Raw genomic sequence first — 21,406 nt, 5'->3', positions numbered from 1 at the left:
ACCATGCGCATTCACGACCTGCGTCCGGCCGCCGGCTCCCGCAAGCCCAAAAAACGTCTCGGCCAGGGCATCGGCAGCGGCCTGGGCAAGACCGGCGGCAAGGGAACCAAGGGCCAGCAGGCTCGGGCCGGCGGCGGTGTCCGCCCCGGCTTCGAGGGAGGCCAGATGCCTCTCTATCGCCGCACGCCCAAGCGGGGTTTCAGCAACTTCCGCTTCGCCAAGAACTATCAGATCGTCAACGTCTCCGATCTCGACGCCCGCTTCGAGGCCGGCATGGAGATCACCGTCAACGAGCTCTACCGGAGCGGTCTCGTCAAGAAGCTCACCGATCCCGTCAAGGTGCTCGGCGACGGGGAAATGACCAAGAACTTCCACGTCAAAGCCGACGCCTTCAGCGGACAGGCCATCGAGAAGATAGAGGCGTCGGGCGGGAAGGCCGAGGTGGTCTAAGTGATCGACTCCTTCCGCGACGCCTTCAGGCTGCCCGATCTCAAACGTCGGATCCTCTTCACCATGGCGGTCCTCTTCATCTACCGCCTCGGTTCCCACATTCCGACGCCCGGCATCGATACGGCGGCCATGGCCAAGCTCTTCGAGCAGGGAGGGGTCCTCGGTTTCCTTGACCTCTTCGCCGGAGGAGCCCTCAGCCGTTTCAGCGTCTTCGCTCTCGGCGTTGCGCCCTACATCAACTCCAGCATCGTCATGCAGCTCCTCGTCGTCGTCTTCCCGGCGCTGGAGAAGATGCAGAAAGAGGGCGATGAGGGGCGGAAGAAGATCGTCCAGTACACCCGGTTGGGCACCATCCTCTTCGCCGTCGTTCAGGCCCTGGGGCTCACCTTCTGGCTGAGAAACCTGGGCATCTTCTCCGGCGGCCTGCTGGGCGGCCTCGTCGTCGTCGTCACCATAACGGCGGGTTCCGTCGCCGTCATGTGGCTCGGCGAGGAGATCACCGATCACGGCATCGGCAACGGCATTTCGCTTCTCATCTTCGCCGGCATCGTGGCCCGCGTCCCCGAGGCCTTCATCAGGACCTTCACCATGCTCCGCATGGGCGAGATGAACGCCGTCACCCTGCTTCTGGCCGTCGCGCTCATGATCGTCGTCGTCGCCGGAGCCATTCTCCTTCAGGAGGGACAGAGGCGCCTTCCCGTCCAGTACGCCAAGCGCGTCGTCGGCAACCGCGTCTACGGGGGACAGAGCACCTTCATTCCCCTGAGGGTCAACCAGTCCGGGGTCATCCCCATCATCTTCGCCTCGTCGATCCTCATGTTCCCGACGATGCTCCTCCGCTTCTTCAAAGGAGACTGGGCGACGCGGCTCATCAACCTTCTCGGCCCCGACTCGATCCTCTACATGCTCCTCTACGTGGCGCTCATCGTCTTCTTCGCCTACTTCTACACGGCCGTCGTCTTCAATCCCGTCGACGTGGCCAACAACATGAAGAAGAACGGCGGCTTCATCCTGGGCATCCGCCCGGGACGGCCCACGTCGGATTACATCGAGCGCGTCATGACGCGCATCACCCTGGGCGGCAGCCTCTTCTTGGCCGTCATCGCCCTCATCCCGACGCTGATGACGCGCATCATGGGCATCACCAGCTTCTACTTCGGCGGGACGGCCGTTCTCATCGTCGTCGGCGTCGCCCTGGACACGGTCCATCAGATTGAGGCGCAGCTTCTCATGCGCCACTACGACGGCATTCTCAAGCGTCGCGACAAGGCCGGAAGCCTCTTGCGGCTCTAGGCCGGACCGGAATAAGGAGACTAAGGACATGCGAGTGATATTCCTGGGACCTCCGGGAGCGGGCAAAGGGACTCAGGCGGCCAAAGTGCTGGAACACCATCAGGTGGCCCACATCTCTACTGGCGACATCCTTCGGGAGAACGTCAAGAAGGGAACGCCTTTGGGACTGAAGGCCAAGACGTTCATGGAGGCCGGGCAGCTCGTGACCGATGACCTCATCGTCGCCATGATGGGGGACCGTCTTCGCGAAAAGGACTGCGAGGGAGGCTTCATCCTCGACGGCTTTCCCCGGACCGTCCCCCAGGCCGAGGCGCTCGATCGCCTTCTGGCCGATCTGGGGCTGACCCTCGACGCCGTGGTTCTCCTCCAGGTCGATGATGAAACCGTCGTCGAAAGGCTCAGCGGCAGGCGGCTCTGCCGCGGCTGCGGGGCCATCTACAACGTCGCCTTCCATCCCACGGCCGTCGAGGGCGTCTGTGACGCCTGCGGCGGCGAGATCTATCAGCGCAGCGACGACCGGGAATCGGTCATCCGCAACCGTCTGGCCGTCTATCACGAACAGACGGCCCCCCTCGTCGACTACTACCGGAGCCAGGACAGGCTCCTGGAAGTCGACGCCGGCGGATCGGGCGACGCCGTGCTCGTCGCCCTTGAGAACCGACTCGGGGCGTAGGATGATCACACTGAAATCGGACCATGAAATAAGAAACATGAAACAGGCGGGCCGGATCGTCGTCGACGTCCTCCGGCTCTTGGAGGAGCTCATCGTCCCCGGCGTCGACACCCTGACTCTCGACGAGACGGCGGAAGCCCTCATCGTCAAAAGCGGCGGCGTTCCCGCCACCAAGGGGTACCGCGTGCCCGGCATCGCCAGCCCCTACCCGGCGAGCCTCTGCACCTCCGTCAACGACGAAGTCGTTCACGGCATTCCCAGCCGGGATCGGATCCTTCGGGAAGGGGACATCGTCAGCGTCGACATCGTCGTCGGCTACGACCGCTATTTCGGAGACGCCGCCCGGAGTTATCCCGTCGGAGCCGTCTCCGAGGCCCGCAGAGACCTGCTTCAGGTCACCCGCGAATCGCTCGACAGGGCTCTCGCCGCCGTCCGCGGCGGCGCGACCCTGGGCGACGTGGGCCATGCCGTCGAGTCCTACGTCAAGCCTCGGGGATTCGGCCTGGTCCGCGACTACGCGGGCCATGGCATCGGACGTCACATGCATGAACCGCCTCAGGTCCCCAACTACGGAAAGCCCGGTCGGGGGCTCGTCCTCAAGCCCGGCATGACCTTGGCCATCGAGCCCATGGTCATGTCGGGGGGAGAGCGGGTCGTCACCAGACCGGACGGATGGACTGTCGTCACCGCAGACGGATCGGATGCGGCCCACTTCGAGAAAACGGTACTCGTAACGGCCGAGGGGGCCGAGATTCTCACCCCCTGGGAGTGAAGGGGCACCCGTGAGCCGCTCCGACGTCGGGATGATTCCCGAAGTTGCAATATCGTGTAAAATAGTAGCTTGCGGTGCCGAAATCCCGCCGTCAGAGGGGAAATCCGTCACCCGCTCGGGAAGAGGCTCAGGCCTCTCCGGTCAGGGGCGAAACCGCAATCCAAGGAGGTCGGTGGAAACGCATGGCAAAAGATGACGTCATCGAGGTGCGGGGCAAGGTGGTGGAGCCGCTTCCCAATGCCATGTTCCGCGTGGAGCTCGAAAACGGGCATAAGGTTCTGGCTCACGTGTCGGGGAAGATGAGGATGCATTTCATCCGCATCCTGCCCGGCGATCGGGTCCTCCTCCAGATGTCGCCCTACGATCTGACCCGTGCGCGGATCGTATATCGATACAAGTAAGATTCCCAACTCAAGGCGTCCCCGCTTACCGCGGCTGGTAAGGGTCGATGTTTTTTCGCAAGGAGCGTGACCGGTATGAAAGTCAAACCGTCCGTAAAGCCCATGTGTGAGCATTGCCGCATCATCAGGCGGAACGGAGTGGTGCGGGTCATCTGCAGCAAGAACCCGCGTCACAAGCAGCGTCAGGGAGCGAGGAGGTAGAGGCATGGCTCGAATCGCAGGCGTGGAACTTCCTCGCGACAAACGGATCGAATATGGCCTGACCTATATTTTCGGCATCGGCATTTCGACGTCGCGCAAGGTCCTGGCCCTGACGGGCGTGAGCCCCGACACCCGGGTCAAAGATCTCACCGACGACGAAGTTCAGGCGCTTCGCAACGAAGTCCAGAACAATCATCTCGTCGAGGGCGACCTCCGTCGGGAGGTCACGATGAACATCAAACGTCTCGTCGAGATCGGCTGCTACCGCGGACTTCGCCACAAACTGGGGCTCACGGTGCGCGGTCAGCGGACGAAGACGAATGCCCGCACCCGTAAAGGACCCCGCCGGACCGTGGCCAACAAGAAAAAGGCCGGTAAGTAGCGGAGGACAAGGAGGTAGACGCAGTTGGCCAAGCGAGTCCAGCGCCGAGGCAAGCGCAAGGAAAAAAAGAACATCAACTACGGAGTGGTTCACATCTTCTCCACGTTCAACAACACCATTGTCAGCATCAGCGACAAGCAGGGTAACCTCATCTCCTGGGCTTCCGGCGGCAACGTGGGCTTCAAGGGCGCCCGCAAATCGACGCCCTACGCCGCCCAGATGGCCGCCGCTCAGGCCGCCAAGACCGCCCAGGATCATGGGCTTCAGCAGATCGACGTCGTCGTCAAGGGTCCCGGACCGGGTCGGGAATCGGCCATCAGGTCCCTCCAGGCCGTCGGCCTTCAGGTGAACCTGATCCGCGACACCACCCCGATTCCCCACAACGGCTGCCGTCCTCCCAAGCGGCGCCGCGTCTAGGCCCAGTCGGCAAGGAGGTAGGAACACCGCATGAGCAGATATACGGGACCCGTATGCCGTCTCTGTCGGGCCGAGGGGTGCAAGCTCTTTCTGAAGGGCGACCGCTGCTATACCGACAAGTGCGCCATCAACCGCAGGAATTCCAAACCCGGACAGGCCGGCGCCTCCAAACGTCACTCCAAGCAGAGTGAATACGGGCTGCGCCTCCGGGAGAAGCAGAAGCTCCGCCGCTACTACGGCATGAGCGAGGCTCAGTTCCGCCGTTTCTACGCCAGAGCCCTCAAGATGGACGGCCCTACGGGCCACAACTTCCTTCAGGTTCTGGAGCGCCGCCTCGACAACGTCGTCTGCCGTCTCGGCTTCGGCCTGAGTCGGGCCCAGGCCCGGCAGCTCGTCTGTCACGGTCACTTCGCCGTCAACGGCCGCAAGGTCGACATCGCCAGCTACATCGTCAAGGCCGGCGACGTCGTCTCCGTGGCTGCCGGCAGCCGCGACGTGACCCTCATCAAGAACAACGCCGAAGTCGCAGGTGCCCGCTCCATCCCCGCCTGGATCGAGTTCAGCGCCGACAGGCTCGAGGCCAGGATCGTCTCCGTTCCGGGCCGCGACCAGATCGATACGCCCGTCAACGAGCAGCTCGTTGTCGAATTCTATGCCCGTTAATGCATGAAAGGTGGGGGGAATGATGGAGCCAATCCGTCCTGAAATACGGGTCGAGGAAAGCACCCCCCGCTTCGGCAGGATCGTCGTCGAGCCCCTTGAAAGGGGCTTCGGCGTCACCTTGGGCAATGCCCTCCGGAGGGTCCTGCTGTCATCGGTGCGGGGCGCGGCCATCACGGCCGTCCGCGTCGAGGGAGTGCTCCACGAATTCAGCACCATTCCCGGAGTGCGGGAAGATGTCATCGAGCTCGTCCTGAACCTCAAGCATGTCCCCGTTCGCTGTTACGCCGAAGAGGAATCGCGGATCCTGCGCCTCGAGGCGCAGGGACCCTGTCGGGTGACGGCGGGAATGATCGAGCCCGACAGCGAGATCGACTTCGTCGACCCCGATGCCTACATCTGCGAACTCGAAGAGGGCGCGAGGCTGGCCATGGACCTCTACGTCGAACAGGGCGTGGGATACCTGCCCAACGACAGACCTCGCGCGGCCTACCTGCCCGTCGACTCCCTCCCCATCGATGCCCTTTTCTCGCCCGTGGAGCGCGTCAAGTACGAAGTGCAGGCGGCCCGGGTCGGCCAGAGGACGGACTACGACAGCCTCGTCCTCGAGGTCTGGACCAACGGCGTCATCTCCCCCGAGGAGGCCGTCGCCGAATCGTCGCAGATCCTCAAGGGCTACTTCTCCCAGATCGCCGGCGACCTGGGGCGTTCCGTCGTCGTCGAATCGCCTCTCGCTCCCGTCGGTGCCGAGGGCGACGAGAGCGCTTCCCCGACGGGAGACGAGGACGGATTCCTCGCCCGGCCCGTCCGCGATCTCGAACTCTCCATCCGGAGCGAGAACTGCCTCCTCCGGGGCGGCATCCTTTCCATCGGCGACCTCGTCGGCCGGAGCAAGGAAGATCTGCTCAAGATCCGCAACCTCGGCAAAATCTCCCTCAGGGAGATCGAAGAGAAACTGGAACAGGCGGGCCTGAGCCTCATCACCGCCGAAACGGAAAAGGAAACGAAGGAGGAATAAGCCTCATGAGGCATCGCGTAGACAGACGCCGCCTTGGCCGTTACGGCAGCCACCGCATGGCCATGCTGGCCAACATGACGTCCAGTCTCTTCCTTGAGGGCAGCATCACCACCACGGTGACGCGGGCCAAGGAGCTTCGCCGCGTCGCGGAGAAGCTCATCACCCGGGCCAAAGGGGAGACGCTCCACGACAGGAGAATCGTCCTCTCCAGGCTCCCTCACAAGCCGGCCGTCGCCAAGCTCTTCGACGAGTTGGCGCCCCGCTACGCCAACCGGCCCGGCGGCTACACCCGAATCGTCAAGCTCGGCTATCGCAAGGGCGACGCCTCGCCGATGGCGGTCATCGAGCTGGTCGAATAGGCATGTCGGAAGGCTTCGTGTCGGTCCTCCAGGGGGTGCGTTTCACCTACCCCCGGACCGACACCGCCGTCCTCGACGGCATCGACCTCGAAATCAGGGGAGGGGAGTGGCTGGCTCTCCTTGGGCCCAACGGCTCGGGAAAATCGACTCTCGCCAAACACCTCAACGCCCTGCTCACGCCCACGCAGGGCGTTTGTCTTGTCTGTGGCCGCGACACGAAAGACGAGGCCGGTCTCTATGACATCCGCCGCCTCGTGGCCATGGTCTTTCAGAACCCCGACAACCAGCTCGTGGCCGCCGTCGTCGAGGAGGACGCCGCCTTCGGCCCCGAGAACGCCGGCATGGCCCCCGAGGAGATCCGCCGACGCGTCGACTGGGCCCTCGACGTCTGCGGCCTGAGGGGAAAGGAACGGAGTCCCGTCTACACCCTCTCGGGCGGTCAGAAGCAGAGACTGGCCATAGCGGGCGCTCTCGCCGGAAATCCGCCCTGCCTCGTCCTCGACGAGGCGACGGCCATGCTCGACCCCCAGGGGAGGGAAGAGATCATGGACGTCGTCGCCGATCTCAACGGGAGGGGAATGACCATCGTCCAGATCACCCACCGTCTCGAAGAGGTCGTCGCCTGTCACAGGGTCGCCGTCATCGACGAGGGACGCCTCCTCTGGCAGGGGCGGCCCGTCGACCTCTTCGCGCTCGGAGCCGATCGCCTCGCCTCCTGGGGACTGGAGACGCCCCCCTTCGTCCGGCTCTGGCAGCGGCTGCGGGAAGCAGGCGTCGTCGGAGCCGATGTCCGCCCCAGCGTCAAGGAGGTGCTCGACGCCCTATGTCGCTGATCCTGCGCAACGTCAGCCACATCTACCACAGGGGAACGCCCCTGGAGACGACGGCCCTCAAAGAGGTCTCCCTCACCGTCGACGATGCCCAGTGGGTCGCCGTCGTCGGCCACACCGGCAGTGGCAAGTCGACCCTGGCCCAGCACCTCAACGCCCTTCTTCTGGCCGACGAGGGCGAGGTCTCCGTCGACGGCCTCAAGGCCGTCAAGGGCGGCCCCGACCTGCGGGAGATCAGGCGCCGCGTCGGCCTCGTCTTCCAGTACCCGGAACAGCAGCTCTTCGCCGAGACCGTCGAGGAGGAGATGACCTTCGGTCCCCGCAACTGGGGGCTCGACGAGAAGGAGATTCCCGACGCCGTCGACGCGGCCCTGGCCCTCGTCGGCCTCGACGGCCTTTCCCGGAGACGGAGTCCCTTCTCCCTCTCGGGAGGGCAGAAGAGGCTCCTGGCCATCGCCTCCGTCCTCGCCGTCCGCCCCTCCTACCTCGTCCTCGACGAGCCCGCGGCCGGCCTCGATTCCCGGGGGCGCCGGAACCTCATGGCCCTCGTCGAGGGGCTTCGCCGCGAGGGAATCGCCGTCGTCCAGGTCACTCACGACCTGGAGCTGGCCCTGGCCCACTGCGACAAAATCTGCGTCCTCGAAAGAGGGAGGGCCCTCTTCTGGGGGCCTCCGGCGATCGTCGTCGAACAGCTTCTCGACCGTCCCGTACAGGGCCTCGTCCTCCCGGAAGTGCTGGCCTTCGCCCGCTCGCTCCGCGAATACGGCTACAACGTCCCCCTCTCGTGGAATCCGGAAGAGGTGGCCCGTGCCCTCATCGGGGAGGTCTCGCGATGCAGTTCCTGAACCACATGACCCTGGGCCAGTACGTTCCGGCCGACTCCTTCGTACACCACCTCGACCCCCGCTGCAAAATCGTCGCCGCCGTCGCCCTCCTCACGGGCGTCTTCCTCGTCTCCGACCTGAGGCTCTTCCCCCTCTGGGCCCTTCTCCTGCCCTGCCTGGCCTTCCTGGCGCGGATCCCGCTGACGATGGTCCTCCGCTCGGCCCGTCCCGTCGTCGTCCTCGTCCTCCTCACGGCCCTGATCCACGTCTTCTTCACCAAAGGAGAGGCGATCTGGCAGTGGGGAATCGTCTCCATCACCGGCGAAGGACTGGTCATGGCCGCCCGCATGGGACTCCGTCTTTTCTTCCTCGTCCTCTTCGCCGGACTTCTCACCCTGACGACGAGTCCCATGGAACTTTCCGACGGCCTGGAACGGCTCTTCTCGCCGCTGACCCCTCTGGGCTTCCCGGCCCACGACCTGGCCATGATGATGACCATCGCCCTCCGCTTCATTCCCACCCTTCTCGACGAGACGGACCGGATCATGAAGGCCCAGCTCGCCCGCGGTGCCGACCTCGATCGGGGCAACGTGGTCCGCCGTCTGAGGGCCTTCATCCCCGTCCTCGTCCCCCTTTTCGTCATCGTCTTCCAGCGGGCCGACGATCTCGCCACGGCCATGGAGGCCCGAGGCTACAGGGGCGGCAGGGGACGGACCCGCCTGAACCCCCTGAAATGGCGTCTTCGCGACGGAGCGGCTTTGGCCGTCGTCGTCGCCGTCGTCGCCGCCGCCGTCGTCGCCGACCGGATCCTCCTCTGACCATGCGCTGGGCCGCCGAAGTCGCCTATCTGGGAAGCGCCTTCTCCGGCTGGCAGCGCCAGGCCGGGAGTGTCACCGTCCAGGGGGCTCTCGAAGAGGCCCTGACCCGTCTCAACGGAGTCCCGTCCGTCGTCGAGGGCGCGGGGCGGACCGACGGCGGCGTCCACGCCCGGGGACAGGTCGTCTCCTTCGACACGGCCCGGCGCTGGGAGCCGTCGCGGCTGCGCCTCGCCCTGGAGGGCAATCTCCCCCAGACGCTCCGCGTCCTCCGCGTCGCTCCCGTCGACGGCGCCTTCCGGGCTCGCCATGACGCGCAATACCGGGAATATGTCTACTTCCTCTGGACGGAGACGTGCTGCTACCCCCACCTGGCTCCCTACGTCTGGCACAACAGGACGTGGCAGGACCTCGAACCCCTCCGCGCCTGCTGCCGTCTTCTCCCGGGAACACACGACTTCCGGGCCTTCTGCCGCGCCGCCGACTGTCCCGACGAGAGTCGGAGGACCCTCTACGCCGTCACCCTTCTCCGCCGGGGGCCCATCGTGCGCCTGCGCATCCGGGGGCGTGGCTTTCTGACCAACATGGTCCGCATCATCGTCGGCAGCCTCGACGCCGTCGCCCGGGGGAAAAGGGATCCCTCCTGGTTCGCCTCTCTCCTCGGGGGAAAGGGGAGGGAGGAATCGGGAAGGACGGCGCCCCCTCAGGGGCTCTTTCTCTGGAAGGTGGGCTACGTCCCCTCTCCCTGGCGCGAAACGTCGGAGGAAAACATGCGAGCGACGGGCGTGGAAGAATAGACTCCACTCGGCCCGACGGCCGGAGGCTCCCCCCTCGAAGCTCTGCGGCGGAAACCCCGGTCCGGCCGCCCCGCGGCCGGACCGGGAATCTGCCTCGAAGCCCTGCCGGCAGGGGGATTCGAGCGGACCTCGAATCGCCGGTCCCGGAGGCGTTCGCCCCGGCGAGTCTGCCGATTCGGGGACAATCCTTCAACTTGTGAGAGCGTCGCGATGGCGCTATAGTCATTACTGCAGTTTCCGCCGCAACCGGCGAAACCGAAGGGAAGTAAGGAGGTCACGAGGATGTGGGGCAAGGACATCGGTATCGACCTCGGCACCGCCACGGTCCTCATCTACGTCAGGGGTAAGGGCGTCGTCATGCGCGAACCCTCCGTCGTCGCCGTCGACCAGAACACGGGCAAGGTTCTCGCCGTCGGCTCCGAGGCCAAGCGCATGCTGGGGCGGACGCCGGGACACGTCGTCGCCGTCCGTCCCCTGCGGGATGGCGTCATCGCCGACTACACCATAACGGAAGTCATGCTCCACTACTTTCTGAAAAAAATCACCTCCGGAATGGGACGGCTCTTCCGCAACCGCGTCATGATCTGCGTCCCCTCGGGGGCCACCGACGTGGAGCGTCGCGCCGTTCTCGAGGCGGCCATCGAAGTGGGCGCCAAGGAGGCCTACCTCATCGAAGAGCCCATGGCCTCCGGCATCGGCGCCAACCTCGACGTCGCCGAACCGCGGGGCAACATGGTCGTCGACATCGGCGGCGGAACGACCGACATCGCCGTCATCTCCCTCGGAGGCATCGTCGTCTCCGAATCGCTCCGCGTCGGCGGCGACCGTTTCGACGAGGCCATCACCCGTTACGTCCGCAAACAGTTCAACCTGGCCATCGGCGAACAGACGTCGGAGGACCTCAAGATCCAGATCGGCACCTGCTTCCCCAGAGACGAGGAGAAATCCCTCGCCATCAGGGGACGGGACCTCATCCACGGCCTGCCCCGACAGATCGAGATCACCAGCTTCGCCGTCTCCCAGGCCATCGAGGAGACGGTCCAGCAGATCATCGAGGGAATCCGCAAGGTCCTGGAGCTAACGCCGCCCGAGCTGGCAGCCGATATCATAGACAGAGGAATCGTCCTCACCGGCGGAGGCGCCCTTCTCAAAGGCCTTCCCGAGCGGGTCATGGAAGAGACCGACATCTCCTGCTACATCGCAGATCACCCCATGGAGTGCGTCGCCCTCGGCACGGGCAAGGCGCTGGAGGAACTGGACAGACTGCGCGTCTCCGGCACCGTCATTCCCGCCATTCGCAAGGGAGGCCGACGCCTCGGGGGCTAGCTAAAGGGGGCCCTACCGTGTTTCGAGGCATCTACACCGGAACTTCGGCCATGCTCGTCCAGAGCGCCGGCATCGACGTCGCCGCCAACAACCTGGCCAACGTCGGCACCAGCGGCTTCAGGGGAAGACGGGCCGTCAACGAGGCCTTCCCCTCCCTTCTCATGAGCCGCATCGAGGCCGACGAGAAACGCTTCGGGGTCGAACGCCGGCTCGTCCTCGGCGGAAAGACGCCCATCGGCGACGCCGCCCTCACCACCGTCCTCTCCGAAACGGCCCTGCGCACCTCGGCCGGCTCCGTCCAGGTCACGGGCAACCCCCTCGACGTCGCCGCCGGCGAAGAGGGCTACTTCGTCGTCACCGACGACGGAGGCAACGTCTTTTACACCCGGTCGGGCCACTTCGTCCGCGACGATCAGGGGCGCCTCGTGACCCACGACGGCTACCGCGTCCAGGGCGACGGAGGCGACATCGAATTCGGCGAGGGACAGGAGCTTCTCATCGGCGACGGAGGCCAGATCTCCGTCGACGGAGAGATCGTCGGCAACCTCCGTTTCGTCACCTTCGAAAACCCGACGTGGCTCCGTCAGGTCGGCAAGAGCCTCGTCACCGAGACGGAAGCCTCCGGGGCCGCTCAGGACCTGGATAACTACCGGATCATCCCCGGCGCCCTGGAGATGTCCAACGTCCACGTCGTCGAGGAGATGGTCCGCATGATGGATGCCCACCGGGCCTACGAGGCCTCGGCCAAGTGCGTCACCACCCAGGACGAGTCGGCCTCGCGTCTCACGACGGCCTTCGGCAAGACAGGGTAGACAGAAGGAGGTAGACGGACATGCTGCGATCCCTTTGGACGGGCGCCTCGGGAATGGTCGCTCAACAGACCCATCTCGACGTCGTCGCCAACAACCTCGCCAACGTCAACACGACGGGCTTCAAAAAAGTCCGGGCCGACTTCGAGGACCTGCTTTACCAGATCGATAGGGAGCCCGGCGCTCCCGTCGAGGTCGGTTCCGTCGTCCCCACGGGCATCCAGGTCGGCCTGGGAACGCGCGTCGTCGGCACGAACCGCATGATGAACGAGGGCAACCTTACGGAAACCGGCGGCGACTACGACATGGCCATCGAGGGAGACGGCTTCTTCCAGGTCGTCCTTCCCGACGGCGAGATCGCCTACACCCGCGACGGCTCCTGGCGTCGCGACGGCGATGGGCAGATCGTCACCTCCAACGGCTACCTCCTGGAACCCAACATCGTCGTCCCCGACGACACGACGAGCATCTCCATCAGCCCCACCGGCGTCGTCTCCATCACCACCGTCGCCGACCCGGACCAGCAGGAAGTGGGGGATATCGAGCTGGCCCGCTTCGTCAACCCAGGAGGCCTCAAGGCTGTGGGCAAAAACCTCTTCCGCGAGACCGACGCCAGCGGCGAACCCATCGTCGGAGCGCCCGGCGACGAGGGAATCGGCTACGTTCTCCACCGCTTCATCGAAATGTCCAACGTCCAGGTCGTCGAGGAGATGGTCAACATGATCGTCGCCCAGAGGGCCTACGAGGCCAACTCGAAGACCATCCAGACCGCCGACGACCTCCTCCGCATCGCCAACAGCCTCAAGCGCTAGAGGTGCCGCCGTGAGAGCCCCCCTTCGCCTGGCGCCGCTTCTTCTGGCCCTGCTCCTCGCGGCAGGTGCGGCGTGGGCCGCCGACCTCAGCATCGAAATCCCCGCCTCCGTCCAGGCCCGGGGAGGCGTCGTTTCCCTCGGCGAAGTCGCCGCCCTCGGCGGCGACGCCGAGCTGGTCCGCGTCGTCTCGGGCCTGACCGTCCACCCCGACCGCCAGGGGCGACTCACCCGCAAAGACGTCATCGACGCCCTCCAGGAGGCCGGCATCGGCGGCATCCGACTCCGCATCGTCATGGCCGAAAGCGTCAGCGTCGCCGGTGCCGGGACGACGGCGGGCCTCGTCAAGGCCCTCGTCGGATGGCCCTGGGGACTCGAGGCCAGCCCCGTCGACCTCCCCCGGGGAGCCCGGATCGCCGCGGGCCAGACCGTGCAGATCGGCGAAGCGTCGGTCACGCTCCGGCTTCGCCTCCCCGACGGAGGCGAGAGAGCCCTGCCGGTCCGCCTGCGCTGGTTCCAGCCCGCCCCCGTCGCGACGCGCCCTCTCAAAAAAGGCGATGTCCTCAGGGAGGGAGACCTCTTCCTGCGCACCGTCGAGAGGGACAGCCTCCGCGACATCCCCTTCTCGCTCGAAGGCCTCCTCGGCAGCCGTCTCGCCCGGGACGTCCCGGCCGGATCGGCCCTGACGCGGGGCGACTTCGAGACCCTTCCCCTCGTCGAGAGGCGTGACCGCGTCATCCTTCGGGCCCGCTCGGGATCCCTCGTCGTCGTCGCCTCCGCCCAGGCCCTCGACAGCGGCGCCCTCGGCGAAACGGTGCGCGTGAGGAACATGGAAAGCAGGGTCGTCGTCGAAGCCGTCGTCGTCGGTCCCGGAGTGGTGGAAGCGAGATGAACGTCATGAAAAGAAAAGCCCTCCCGGTCTTCCTGATCGTCCTCGCCCTGGCTCTGCCGGCCTGGGCCGACTCGCTCTGGAGCGACTCGGCGAACCTCTTCGCCGACCGTCGCCCCACCCGTGTCGGCGACATCGTCACCGTCACCGTGGCCGAAAAGACGTCGACGAAAGACGAGGGTAAGACCGACCTCAGCAAGACCAACGCATCGGAGGTGGCCGACGGAGTCGGCATCTTCGACTTCATCAAAAAGCTCGGCTTCGGCAGCAGCAGCACCATGACCGGTGACGCCTCGACGGAGCGCAAACACACCCTGACGACGACCATCACCTGCCTCGTCACCGAAGTCCTGCCCAACGGCAACCTCGTCATCGAAGGCAGCCGCAACGTGCGGACCCACGAGGAGAACCTGCGCCTGCGCATCGAGGGCGTCATCCGCCCCCAGGACGTCGGCCCCGACAACAGCGTCGCCAGCGACCGCGTCGCCAACGCCACCCTCTCCGTCGAAGGAAAGGGCAGCGTCGGCCGCCTCCAGAAGCCGGGCATCCTCACCCAGATTCTCCAGACCATTTTCTAGCCATCGGGAGGGACCGTCATGAAAAACATCGGGAAGACCCTTCTTTCCCTCCTTATCCTCCTCGCCGTCGCGTCGGCCCTGCCCTCCGCCGCGGCCCAGGTCCGTCTCAAGGACCTGGCCACCGTCGGCGGTGCCCGATCGAACCAACTCGTGGGCATGGGCCTCGTCGTCGGCCTTCAGGGAACGGGGGACCGAGGAGACCTCGTCCTGCGGATGATGAAGAACATGGTCGACCAGTTCGGCATCTCCATCGACGCGGGAGACCTCAAAAGCCGCAACTCCGCCGTCGTCTCCGTCACCGCCGACCTTCCCCCCTTCGCCCGGCCGGGCCAGGCCCTCGACGCCCGCGTCTCGGCCATGGGCGACGCCAAAAGCCTCGAAGGAGGCGTCCTCCTCCAGACGCCCCTCAAGGCCGCCAACGGCGCCGTCTACGCCGCCGTCCAGGGGCCCGTCCTCGTCGGCGGCTTCTCGGCGGGCGGACAGGCCGCCTCCGTCTCCAAAAACATCACCACCACGGGCCGCATCGCCGGAGGCGTCCTCGTCGAACGGGAGGTGGCCTCCTCCTTCACCGGCCCCGGGGGTACCCTCTCCCTCCTCCTCAACCAGCCCGACTTCACCACGGCCCGTCGCATGGCCGAGGCCATCAACGCCCAGTTCGGCGCCGTCGCCCGCCCCGAAGATGCCGGTCGCGTCGAAGTCGCCATCCCTCCGGCCTACGCGGCCACTCCCTCGGCCTTCATCGCCGAGCTCGAAGCCCTTCCCGTCCGTCCCGACGCGACGGCCCGCGTCGTCGTCAACGAAAGGACCGGCACCGTCGTCATGGGCGGCAACGTCCGCATCGACACCGTCGCCGTCGCCCACGGCAACCTCACAGTCCAGGTCGTGGAGCAGCCCCAGGTCTCCCAGCCGCAGCCCTTCGGGCAGGGCCAGACCGCCGTCGTCCCCCGCACGGCCGTCTCCGCCCAGGAGGGGGGAGGACAGCTCATCACCGTTCCCGAGGCGGGAACGGTCGACGAACTCGTCGCGGCCCTCAACGGCGTCGGCGCCTCGCCCCGCGACATGATCGCCATCCTCCAGGCCATCGACAGGGCCGGCGCCCTTCACGGCGAACTGGTGGTGATGTGATGGACCCCGTCGGGAAGTCCGCCGGTGTCCCGTCGCTTCTGCCCTCAGGACGCGCCGCCGATGACCGGGAAAAGGCCAGACTCGAAGAGGCCTGCCGCGACTTCGAGGGCATCTTCCTCGCCGATCTCTGGAAAAACATGATGAAAAGCGCCCGGGCCCTCGGCGCCGGAGACAAACGGACCTACGCCGTCCTCGAAGACCTGGCCGTGGAAATGTCCTCGGAAAGCCTCAGCGAAGGAGAGGGCGTCGGCCTCTGGAAAGTCCTCTACAGCCAGCTCGTCAAGGCCCTGCCCGAAGCGAAGCGAAGCTGAGGGGCGGGGAGAATACCGAGGGGGAGTCCCGACGGCAGACGGGACTCCCCCTCGGCGTCCGCCCCGAAGGGGCGGTGGTCTCCCTGCACGCACGCCGTCGCCGCCGGAGCGACGGCGACCGAGGAGGGAAACCCTGCGGGACGAAAAACCCGTCCCGCGCGCCGCCAGGATGGCCGCGCTCCCAGCAGGGGCAAAACCCCCGCGGTCAGGCGAAACGGCACTCCCGGCGAGGGCAAAACCCTCGCGGCCAGGCGAAGCCGCGCTCCCGATAGGGTCCCCGGCCGAATGGAGTCGCGCGGTCCGGAAAAGTCGGCCCTCCGGCGACGGGCTTGCCCTGGGAGCGTGGGCATCCTGCCCGCGCCCGTCCCGGAGGGGCGGAGGGGTTTCCCCACGTCGTCGCCGCCGGAGCGACGGGTTTTTCCTGGGAGCGTGGGCATCCTGCCCGCGCCCGTCCCGGAGGGGCGGAGGGGTTTCCCCACGTCGTCGCCGCCGAAGCGACGAGCTTTCCCTGGGAGCGTGGGCATCCTGCCCGCGCCCGCCCCGAAGGGGCGGAGGGGTTTCCCCATGCCGTTGCCGCCGAAGCGACGGCGACCGAGGAGGAAAACCCTGCGGGACGAAAAATCCGTCCCGCGCGCCGCCAAGGATGGCCGCGCTCCCAGCAGGGGCAAAACCCTCGCGGCCAGGCGAAGCGGCGCTCCCGATAGGGCCCCCGGCCGAATGGAGTCGCGCGGTCCGGGAAAGTCGGCCCTCCGGCGACGGGTTTTCCCTGGGAGCGTGGGCATCCTGCCCGCGCCCGCCCCGGAGGGGCGGAGAGGTTTCCCCACGTCGTCGCCGCCGAAGCGACGAGCTTTCCCTGGGAGCGTGGCCATCCTGCCCGCGCCCGCCCCGAAGGGGCGGTGGGTCTCCGGCGTCAAAAGATGAACTGAAGGGAGCGACGGATATGGACGGTCCGAAATCGGATAAACCCTGGTGGTGGACAGGTTTAAAGTTTGAGTGTCTGGGTTGCGGCCGTTGCTGTCGCGGTGAACCGGGGGCCATATGGTTCACCGAAGAGGAAGAAAGAATGCTTGCCGCACGAATCGCGTCGAACCTGGAGGAGTTTCGCCGCCGCTACGTGACGGGGCGCTACGGTCGCCCCAGCATCGTCGAAAAGGCCAACGGCGAATGCCGCCTGCTGGACGGCGCCACGGGCCGCTGTACCGTCTACGGCCTCAGGCCCCTCCAGTGTCGGCTCTTTCCCTTCTGGCCCTCCCTTCTGGCCTCGCCTCGTGCCTGGATGGAGGAGAGTCGCCGCTGCCCGGGAATGAACCAGGGAAAAGAACACTCCGGCGAGGAGATCGCGGCCCTTCTATAGTGGACCCCGAAAACTGGACCACGAGCTAAGTTGCAGTTGAAGTCGGGCTGTATCATAGGGTCCCAGAAAGAGAGGGGACATCATGGCAGCCAAGCGACAGAGGCGTTCAGCGGAGTTCAAAAGCAAAGTAGCCTTCGCTGCCCTGAAAGGGGATAAGACCCTGGCTCAATTGTCGGGTGAGTTCGAGGTTTCCGCCGTCCAGATCGGTCAGTGGAAGAAGCAGCTTCTGCAAGGGGGTCCGGAGATCTTTCAACGCAAAGGCACTCCGATGGATGTCGAGACGTCGATGGCCCCCCTCTACCAGGAGATCGGTCGGCTCAAGATGGAGCTCGACTGGCTCAAAAAAAAATCAGGCGCTGACGCTTGAGGGAAAGCGGACCTCCATCGATCCCGAGCACCCTTCGATCAGTGTTCGTCGGCAATGTGACCTCCTTGATCTTAACCGGTCCAGCTTCTACTACGCGAGCTCTTCCGCGACGGAGACGGCGGAGAACCTTGAAATCATGGAGCTCATCGACGGCCGGTACACCTGCGCCCCCTCTTACGGGAGCCGCCGGATGACGGCCTGGCTGCGTCGACAGGGACAGGACGTGAACCGCAAACGGATCGGACGGCTGATGAGGCTTATGGGGCTCGAAGGGATTGGCCCCAAACCGGGAACCAGCAAGCCTCACCCCGAACATGAGATTTATCCCTACCTGCTCCGGAACGCCGTCATCGTCAGACCGAATCAGGTCTGGAGCACCGATGTCACCTACCTCCCGATGAGTGGCGGTTTCATGTACCTCGCGGCCGTCATCGATTGGCACAGCCGCTTCGTCCTCTCCTGGGAACTTTCCAACACCCTGGACGCAGAGTTCTGCGTCGTCGCCCTCGACAGGGCCCTTCGGCAGGGAACGCCGGAGATCTTCAACACCGACCAGGGCTGTCAGTTCACCAGTAAGGCCTTTCTGTCTCTGCTCAAGGAAAAGGAGATCCGGATCAGCATGGACGGTCGTGGCAGGGCCCTCGACAACATCTTCGTGGAACGCTTCTGGCGGACCCTCAAGTATGAGTGGCTCTACTTGAACGACTACGAGCGGGTCCGCGATCTCCGCTGCGGCCTGCGGGAGTATATGGACTTCTACAACGACGAAAGGCTTCACTCCTCACTGAACTACAGGACACCGCGGGAGGTTCACTTTGCCGACCGGGAGGGACCGATGGCGGTCTGACTTTAACTAACTTCGGGCCTCAAATGGTCTTGACAATGGGGTCCACCATATTCTGGCGACGACGCCTTTCCCCGATCTATGACCTGAAGAATAGCTGTGGTTCAATGGTGAATAAAAGAACTTGCATAAAAGACTCAAGTTATCTCAAGATGGACTTGCAAGAGCTGTACTCATGGAATAAAATGAGGCCGTAGTCATTGAGGTCATAAACTTATAATCCGCCTAGGTTGATCGTTCGGATTCTTTCAGGGTAGCTTCGGAAGGAGGAGGCAGTTTCCATGACTCAGTGCTCCGTTAAGCCCAACCAGGTCTTCGACACCATTGCCAAGTGGGTTCTCCGTGACGGTTTCGACATCGTCATCGACATGGAGAAATCCAAGGGTAGCCATATCGTCGACGCCGCCACGGGAGACCAGTGGCTCGACTTCTACACCTTCTTCGCCTCGGCCCCCTTCGGCATGAACCATCCCAAGCTGGCCAACGACGAATTCAAGGAGAAGATCTTCCGCTCGGCCATCAACAAGGTGGCCAGCTCCGACATCTACACCGTCGAAATGGCCGAGTTCGTCAAGACCTTCGCCGAAGTGGCCAAGCCCGAGGGCTTCGACCACCTCTTCTTCATCGACTACGGAACCCTGGCCGTCGAGAACGCCTTCAAGGTCGCCATGGACTGGAAGGTCCGCAAGCTCCTCGCCCAGGGCAAGATCACCAAGGGTCAGGCCATCCGGGGAACGAAGGGAACGAAGGTCATTCACTTCAACGACGCCTTCCACGGCCGCAGCGGCTACACCCTCTCCGTGACCAACACGAACGACCCCAACAAATACCAGTTCTTCGCCAAATACGACTGGCCCCGCGTGATCAACCCCAAGATCACCTGGCCCCTCGAGGACCATCTGGGCGTCGTCCAGTGGCTGGAGACGGTGGCGGAGAAGCAGATCAGACAGGCTCTGGCCGACAACCCCGACGACATCTGCGCCATCATCATCGAGACCATCCAGGGCGAGGGCGGCGACAACCAGTTCCGGACGGAATTCATGAAGAAACTCCGCGAGATCGCCGACGAGAACGACATCCTCCTCATCTTCGACGAAGTGCAGTGCGGCATGGGCGTCACGGGCAAGATGTGGGCCTGGGAGCACCACGGAGTGAAGCCGGACATCTTCTGCTTCGGCAAGAAGGCCCAGATCTGCGGCCTCTGCGCCGGTCCGAGGGTCGACGAGGTGGAGGACAACTGCTTCAAGGTCTCGAGCCGGATCAACTCGACCTGGGGCGGCACCGTCGTCGACATGGTCCGTTCGACGCGCTACCTGGAGATCTACCGCGACGACAACATTCTGGACTACGTGTCGAACACGGCCGGTCCGGCCCTCTACAACGGTCTGAAGGAACTGGAGGCCGAGTTCCCCCACCTGCTCTGCAACGTCCGGGGCAAGGGACTCATGTGCGCCTACGACTTCCGCAACGCCGCCGACCGCGACAAGGTCCTCAAGGCCCTCTGGGCGAAGAGGATGCTCATCCTTCCCTGCGGCGGCTCCTCCATCCGCTACCGTCCGGCCCTCAACGTCCCCGTCGAGGATCTGGCTCGGGGCATCGAGATCACCCGCAGCGTGCTCAAGACCCTCTAGTCCCCCGTCGCGACCGCGCTCTCTCCCCGAGGAGGAAGGGGACGCCGAAAAGGCGTCCCCTTCCTCCTTGTATGGAGAATCAAGGTATGGAGAATCGAGTTCTCGCGGCCCCGAGGGGGATCGCCCTATTCCGGGGACATCGGACGTCGCCGCCGGACAGTCCGAACCATGCAGCTCCGAACCATACAACAAGGAAGACGAACGCCGCCGGGGCACGAAAGGCAGGCTTTACCGATGGCGTCGGCAAAGGCTTTGTGATAGCTTTGTGAGGAGAAAGGGGGCGATGAGATGATCCTGACTTTGGGAGAGATGAACTGGCAGCTCATCCTCTCCGTGCTTCTCGTCAGCTCCATCGTCGCCTACGCGGGAGATCGTCTCGGCATGCGCATCGGAAAGAAGCGCATCTCCCTTTTCGGCCTCAGGCCGCGCGATACCTCGTCCATCATCACGGCCGTCACAGGCCTTCTCATCGCCCTGGGAATCCTCGCGGTCCTCTCCGTCGCCTCCGACAGCGTCCGTACGGCCCTCTTCAGCATGAAATACGTCCAGCGCCAGATCACGGAACTCACGGGCCAGCTTCAGGAGAGCCGCGAAGAATTCGTCGACATGGAGCAGCAGCTTTTCGAAAGCCAGAGTTCTCTTCTGACAAAACAGCAGGAGCTCTTCGATATCGAAAAACGTCTCGAAGCCGCTCAGAGCGACCTTTCCGACGTGCGGGCCCGGCTGGAACAGGCCGAGTCGGAGAAGAAACGGCTCGAGGGGGAGACGCAGACCCTCAAGAAAAACAGGAAGGAACTCGAATCGGTCGTCTCCGGCCTCAAGGCCGAGGCAGACGGTCTTCGAGAGGGGCTCGACGAGGTCCGCGAGGGACATATCGTCGTCTTCGCCGGCGAGCTTCTCTCTCAGGTTCCCGTCCCCGCCGGAAGCCGTCGCCACGAGGTGGAGGTCCTCATCGCCGAGGCCCGCAACCGGGCCCGTCACTTCGTGGCCCTCCGCTTCGGGGGAGACGTCGAGGACGTCCGCTTCAACCTCAGCTCTTCGGCCGAGAGCTACCTCGTCGAAACCCTCACGGGATCGCCTCATCGCCTGGTCCTGCGCTTTCTCGCCGCCTCCAACGCCCTCCGGGGCGAGACGGTCTCCCTCGATCCCCGGACCTACGTCAGTGCCCGCGTCTACGGGGCCGGTCAGATCCTTATAGAAAAGATCATGCCGGCCGGACAGAATCGCCAGCAGGTGGAGGAGTCCCTTTACGCCCTTCTGCGCCAGGTCAACGCCCTGGCCGTGTCGGACGGACTCCTTCCCGATCCGCTCCACAAAACCGTCGGCAATCTGACGGCCACCGAGTTTTTCGAGGCCGTCGAATCCCTCTCCGATCGAACCTCGGAAGCCCGCGTCGTCGTCGTCGTCGATGAGGAGACCTACAGCGAAGGCCCCGTACGGGTCCGACTTCACGTCGAAGATATCCCCTGAA

At 64.9% G+C, this 21,406-nt stretch carries 26 protein-coding genes; all 26 read left to right on the top strand.

All coding sequences use genetic code 11. The features are described 5' to 3' along the window. Window positions 1-3 precede the first annotated feature (3 nt). Window positions 4-450: a 50S ribosomal protein L15 gene (rplO, locus tag KAR29_RS09040; protein ID WP_274372675.1), complete on the top strand. Its 447-nt coding sequence runs from the start codon at window positions 4-6 to the stop codon at window positions 448-450. Then, on the top strand, window positions 451-1,743 hold the full coding sequence (secY, locus tag KAR29_RS09035) for a preprotein translocase subunit SecY (RefSeq protein ID WP_274372674.1): 1,293 nt from the start codon (window positions 451-453) through the stop codon (window positions 1,741-1,743). A 28-nt stretch (window positions 1,744-1,771) separates the two neighbouring features. Beyond that, entirely contained in the window at window positions 1,772-2,416 is a 645-nt protein-coding gene (locus KAR29_RS09030; protein ID WP_274372673.1) for an adenylate kinase, read from the top strand. A 1-nt stretch (window position 2,417) separates the two neighbouring features. After that, the gene (gene map / locus KAR29_RS09025; RefSeq protein ID WP_274372672.1) at window positions 2,418-3,188 is read left to right on the top strand and encodes a type I methionyl aminopeptidase; all 771 of its coding nucleotides are present in this window, start codon (window positions 2,418-2,420) and stop codon (window positions 3,186-3,188) included. 182 nt (window positions 3,189-3,370) lie between these two features. After that, a complete protein-coding gene (infA, locus tag KAR29_RS09020) occupies window positions 3,371-3,589 on the top strand; it encodes a translation initiation factor IF-1 (protein WP_274372671.1) in 219 nt (72 codons plus the stop codon). Window positions 3,590-3,664: 75 nt separating this feature from the next. Beyond that, window positions 3,665-3,790, top strand: coding sequence for a 50S ribosomal protein L36 (gene rpmJ, locus KAR29_RS09015; RefSeq protein WP_274372670.1), 126 nt, complete (start codon window positions 3,665-3,667; stop codon window positions 3,788-3,790). Between the two features lie 4 nt (window positions 3,791-3,794). Further along, the gene (rpsM, locus tag KAR29_RS09010) at window positions 3,795-4,172 is read left to right on the top strand and encodes a 30S ribosomal protein S13 (RefSeq protein WP_274372669.1); all 378 of its coding nucleotides are present in this window, start codon (window positions 3,795-3,797) and stop codon (window positions 4,170-4,172) included. Window positions 4,173-4,196: 24 nt separating this feature from the next. Beyond that, window positions 4,197-4,589, top strand: a complete 393-nt coding sequence (gene rpsK, locus KAR29_RS09005; protein WP_274372668.1) for a 30S ribosomal protein S11 — start codon at window positions 4,197-4,199, stop codon at window positions 4,587-4,589. A gap of 30 nt (window positions 4,590-4,619) precedes the next feature. Continuing rightward, on the top strand, window positions 4,620-5,252 hold the full coding sequence (rpsD, locus tag KAR29_RS09000; protein WP_274372667.1) for a 30S ribosomal protein S4: 633 nt from the start codon (window positions 4,620-4,622) through the stop codon (window positions 5,250-5,252). Between the two features lie 22 nt (window positions 5,253-5,274). Continuing rightward, window positions 5,275-6,267, top strand: coding sequence for a DNA-directed RNA polymerase subunit alpha (locus KAR29_RS08995; protein WP_274372666.1), 993 nt, complete (start codon window positions 5,275-5,277; stop codon window positions 6,265-6,267). 5 nt (window positions 6,268-6,272) lie between these two features. Beyond that, window positions 6,273-6,626 carry a 50S ribosomal protein L17 gene (rplQ, locus tag KAR29_RS08990; protein ID WP_274372665.1) on the top strand — a complete coding sequence of 118 codons (354 nt, stop codon included), beginning with the start codon at window positions 6,273-6,275 and terminating at the stop codon, window positions 6,624-6,626. A 35-nt stretch (window positions 6,627-6,661) separates the two neighbouring features. Beyond that, window positions 6,662-7,459 (top strand): ATP-binding cassette domain-containing protein, encoded by a 798-nt coding sequence (locus KAR29_RS08985; RefSeq protein ID WP_274372664.1) that lies wholly within the window; start codon window positions 6,662-6,664, stop codon window positions 7,457-7,459. Continuing rightward, window positions 7,450-8,301 (top strand): ATP-binding cassette domain-containing protein, encoded by an 852-nt coding sequence (locus tag KAR29_RS08980; RefSeq protein WP_274372663.1) that lies wholly within the window; start codon window positions 7,450-7,452, stop codon window positions 8,299-8,301. The genes KAR29_RS08985 and KAR29_RS08980 overlap by 10 nt, the downstream gene beginning before the upstream one ends. After that, window positions 8,289-9,098 carry an energy-coupling factor transporter transmembrane component T family protein gene (locus KAR29_RS08975; RefSeq protein ID WP_274372662.1) on the top strand — a complete coding sequence of 270 codons (810 nt, stop codon included), beginning with the start codon at window positions 8,289-8,291 and terminating at the stop codon, window positions 9,096-9,098. The genes KAR29_RS08980 and KAR29_RS08975 overlap by 13 nt, the downstream gene beginning before the upstream one ends. Before the next feature lie 2 nt (window positions 9,099-9,100). Continuing rightward, window positions 9,101-9,892, top strand: a complete 792-nt coding sequence (gene truA, locus KAR29_RS08970; protein WP_274372661.1) for a tRNA pseudouridine(38-40) synthase TruA — start codon at window positions 9,101-9,103, stop codon at window positions 9,890-9,892. Between the two features lie 282 nt (window positions 9,893-10,174). Further along, window positions 10,175-11,218 (top strand): rod shape-determining protein, encoded by a 1,044-nt coding sequence (gene mreB, locus KAR29_RS08965; RefSeq protein WP_274372660.1) that lies wholly within the window; start codon window positions 10,175-10,177, stop codon window positions 11,216-11,218. 17 nt (window positions 11,219-11,235) lie between these two features. Beyond that, on the top strand, window positions 11,236-12,030 hold the full coding sequence (locus KAR29_RS08960) for a flagellar hook-basal body protein (RefSeq protein ID WP_274372659.1): 795 nt from the start codon (window positions 11,236-11,238) through the stop codon (window positions 12,028-12,030). Between the two features lie 20 nt (window positions 12,031-12,050). Beyond that, window positions 12,051-12,839, top strand: coding sequence for a flagellar basal-body rod protein FlgG (gene flgG, locus KAR29_RS08955; RefSeq protein WP_274372658.1), 789 nt, complete (start codon window positions 12,051-12,053; stop codon window positions 12,837-12,839). A 10-nt stretch (window positions 12,840-12,849) separates the two neighbouring features. Next, window positions 12,850-13,728, top strand: a complete 879-nt coding sequence (gene flgA / locus KAR29_RS08950; protein WP_274372657.1) for a flagellar basal body P-ring formation chaperone FlgA — start codon at window positions 12,850-12,852, stop codon at window positions 13,726-13,728. Then, on the top strand, window positions 13,725-14,303 hold the full coding sequence (locus KAR29_RS08945; RefSeq protein ID WP_274372656.1) for a flagellar basal body L-ring protein FlgH: 579 nt from the start codon (window positions 13,725-13,727) through the stop codon (window positions 14,301-14,303). Before flgA ends, KAR29_RS08945 begins: the two co-directional genes overlap by 4 nt. 18 nt (window positions 14,304-14,321) lie before the next feature. After that, a complete protein-coding gene (locus KAR29_RS08940) occupies window positions 14,322-15,428 on the top strand; it encodes a flagellar basal body P-ring protein FlgI (protein ID WP_274372655.1) in 1,107 nt (368 codons plus the stop codon). Further along, window positions 15,428-15,739 (top strand): hypothetical protein, encoded by a 312-nt coding sequence (locus tag KAR29_RS08935; RefSeq protein WP_274372654.1) that lies wholly within the window; start codon window positions 15,428-15,430, stop codon window positions 15,737-15,739. The genes KAR29_RS08940 and KAR29_RS08935 overlap by 1 nt, the downstream gene beginning before the upstream one ends. 169 nt (window positions 15,740-15,908) lie before the next feature. Then, window positions 15,909-17,093: a YkgJ family cysteine cluster protein gene (locus KAR29_RS13975; protein WP_311135583.1), complete on the top strand. Its 1,185-nt coding sequence runs from the start codon at window positions 15,909-15,911 to the stop codon at window positions 17,091-17,093. Window positions 17,094-17,175: 82 nt separating this feature from the next. Further along, a protein-coding gene (locus KAR29_RS08925; protein ID WP_274372332.1) for an IS3 family transposase occupies window positions 17,176-18,307 on the top strand; the annotation gives its coding sequence in 2 pieces (ribosomal slippage) (window positions 17,176-17,444 and window positions 17,443-18,307; 1,134 coding nt in all). A gap of 278 nt (window positions 18,308-18,585) precedes the next feature. After that, window positions 18,586-19,935 carry an L-lysine 6-transaminase gene (gene lat, locus KAR29_RS08920; protein ID WP_274372652.1) on the top strand — a complete coding sequence of 450 codons (1,350 nt, stop codon included), beginning with the start codon at window positions 18,586-18,588 and terminating at the stop codon, window positions 19,933-19,935. 288 nt (window positions 19,936-20,223) lie between these two features. Then, window positions 20,224-21,405, top strand: a complete 1,182-nt coding sequence (locus KAR29_RS08915) for a DUF3084 domain-containing protein (RefSeq protein ID WP_274372651.1) — start codon at window positions 20,224-20,226, stop codon at window positions 21,403-21,405. The last annotated feature ends 1 nt before the right edge of the window (window position 21,406 follow it).

The organism is Aminithiophilus ramosus (assembly GCF_018069705.1).
In the GTDB taxonomy this organism is placed as follows: domain Bacteria; phylum Synergistota; class Synergistia; order Synergistales; family Aminithiophilaceae; genus Aminithiophilus; species Aminithiophilus ramosus.
The sequence above is the reverse complement of the archived record's forward strand: the minus strand, read 5'-3'. Positions and strand labels throughout refer to the sequence as shown.

Coding starts and splice junctions, on each gene's coding strand:
- KAR29_RS08945 (WP_274372656.1), top strand. CDS start 13,725: ATGAACGTCATGAAAAGAAAAGCCCTCCCGGTCTTCCTGATCGTCCTC.
- truA (WP_274372661.1), top strand. CDS start 9,101: ATGCGCTGGGCCGCCGAAGTCGCCTATCTGGGAAGCGCCTTCTCCGGC.
- infA (WP_274372671.1), top strand. CDS start 3,371: ATGGCAAAAGATGACGTCATCGAGGTGCGGGGCAAGGTGGTGGAGCCG.
- KAR29_RS08915 (WP_274372651.1), top strand. CDS start 20,224: ATGATCCTGACTTTGGGAGAGATGAACTGGCAGCTCATCCTCTCCGTG.
- KAR29_RS08940 (WP_274372655.1), top strand. CDS start 14,322: ATGAAAAACATCGGGAAGACCCTTCTTTCCCTCCTTATCCTCCTCGCC.
- rpsM (WP_274372669.1), top strand. CDS start 3,795: ATGGCTCGAATCGCAGGCGTGGAACTTCCTCGCGACAAACGGATCGAA.
- map (WP_274372672.1), top strand. CDS start 2,418: ATGATCACACTGAAATCGGACCATGAAATAAGAAACATGAAACAGGCG.
- flgG (WP_274372658.1), top strand. CDS start 12,051: ATGCTGCGATCCCTTTGGACGGGCGCCTCGGGAATGGTCGCTCAACAG.
- rpsD (WP_274372667.1), top strand. CDS start 4,620: ATGAGCAGATATACGGGACCCGTATGCCGTCTCTGTCGGGCCGAGGGG.
- KAR29_RS09030 (WP_274372673.1), top strand. CDS start 1,772: ATGCGAGTGATATTCCTGGGACCTCCGGGAGCGGGCAAAGGGACTCAG.
- KAR29_RS08975 (WP_274372662.1), top strand. CDS start 8,289: ATGCAGTTCCTGAACCACATGACCCTGGGCCAGTACGTTCCGGCCGAC.
- rplQ (WP_274372665.1), top strand. CDS start 6,273: ATGAGGCATCGCGTAGACAGACGCCGCCTTGGCCGTTACGGCAGCCAC.
- lat (WP_274372652.1), top strand. CDS start 18,586: ATGACTCAGTGCTCCGTTAAGCCCAACCAGGTCTTCGACACCATTGCC.
- mreB (WP_274372660.1), top strand. CDS start 10,175: ATGTGGGGCAAGGACATCGGTATCGACCTCGGCACCGCCACGGTCCTC.
- KAR29_RS08935 (WP_274372654.1), top strand. CDS start 15,428: ATGGACCCCGTCGGGAAGTCCGCCGGTGTCCCGTCGCTTCTGCCCTCA.
- KAR29_RS08995 (WP_274372666.1), top strand. CDS start 5,275: ATGGAGCCAATCCGTCCTGAAATACGGGTCGAGGAAAGCACCCCCCGC.
- KAR29_RS08980 (WP_274372663.1), top strand. CDS start 7,450: ATGTCGCTGATCCTGCGCAACGTCAGCCACATCTACCACAGGGGAACG.
- KAR29_RS13975 (WP_311135583.1), top strand. CDS start 15,909: ATGGCCGCGCTCCCAGCAGGGGCAAAACCCCCGCGGTCAGGCGAAACG.
- rplO (WP_274372675.1), top strand. CDS start 4: ATGCGCATTCACGACCTGCGTCCGGCCGCCGGCTCCCGCAAGCCCAAA.
- rpmJ (WP_274372670.1), top strand. CDS start 3,665: ATGAAAGTCAAACCGTCCGTAAAGCCCATGTGTGAGCATTGCCGCATC.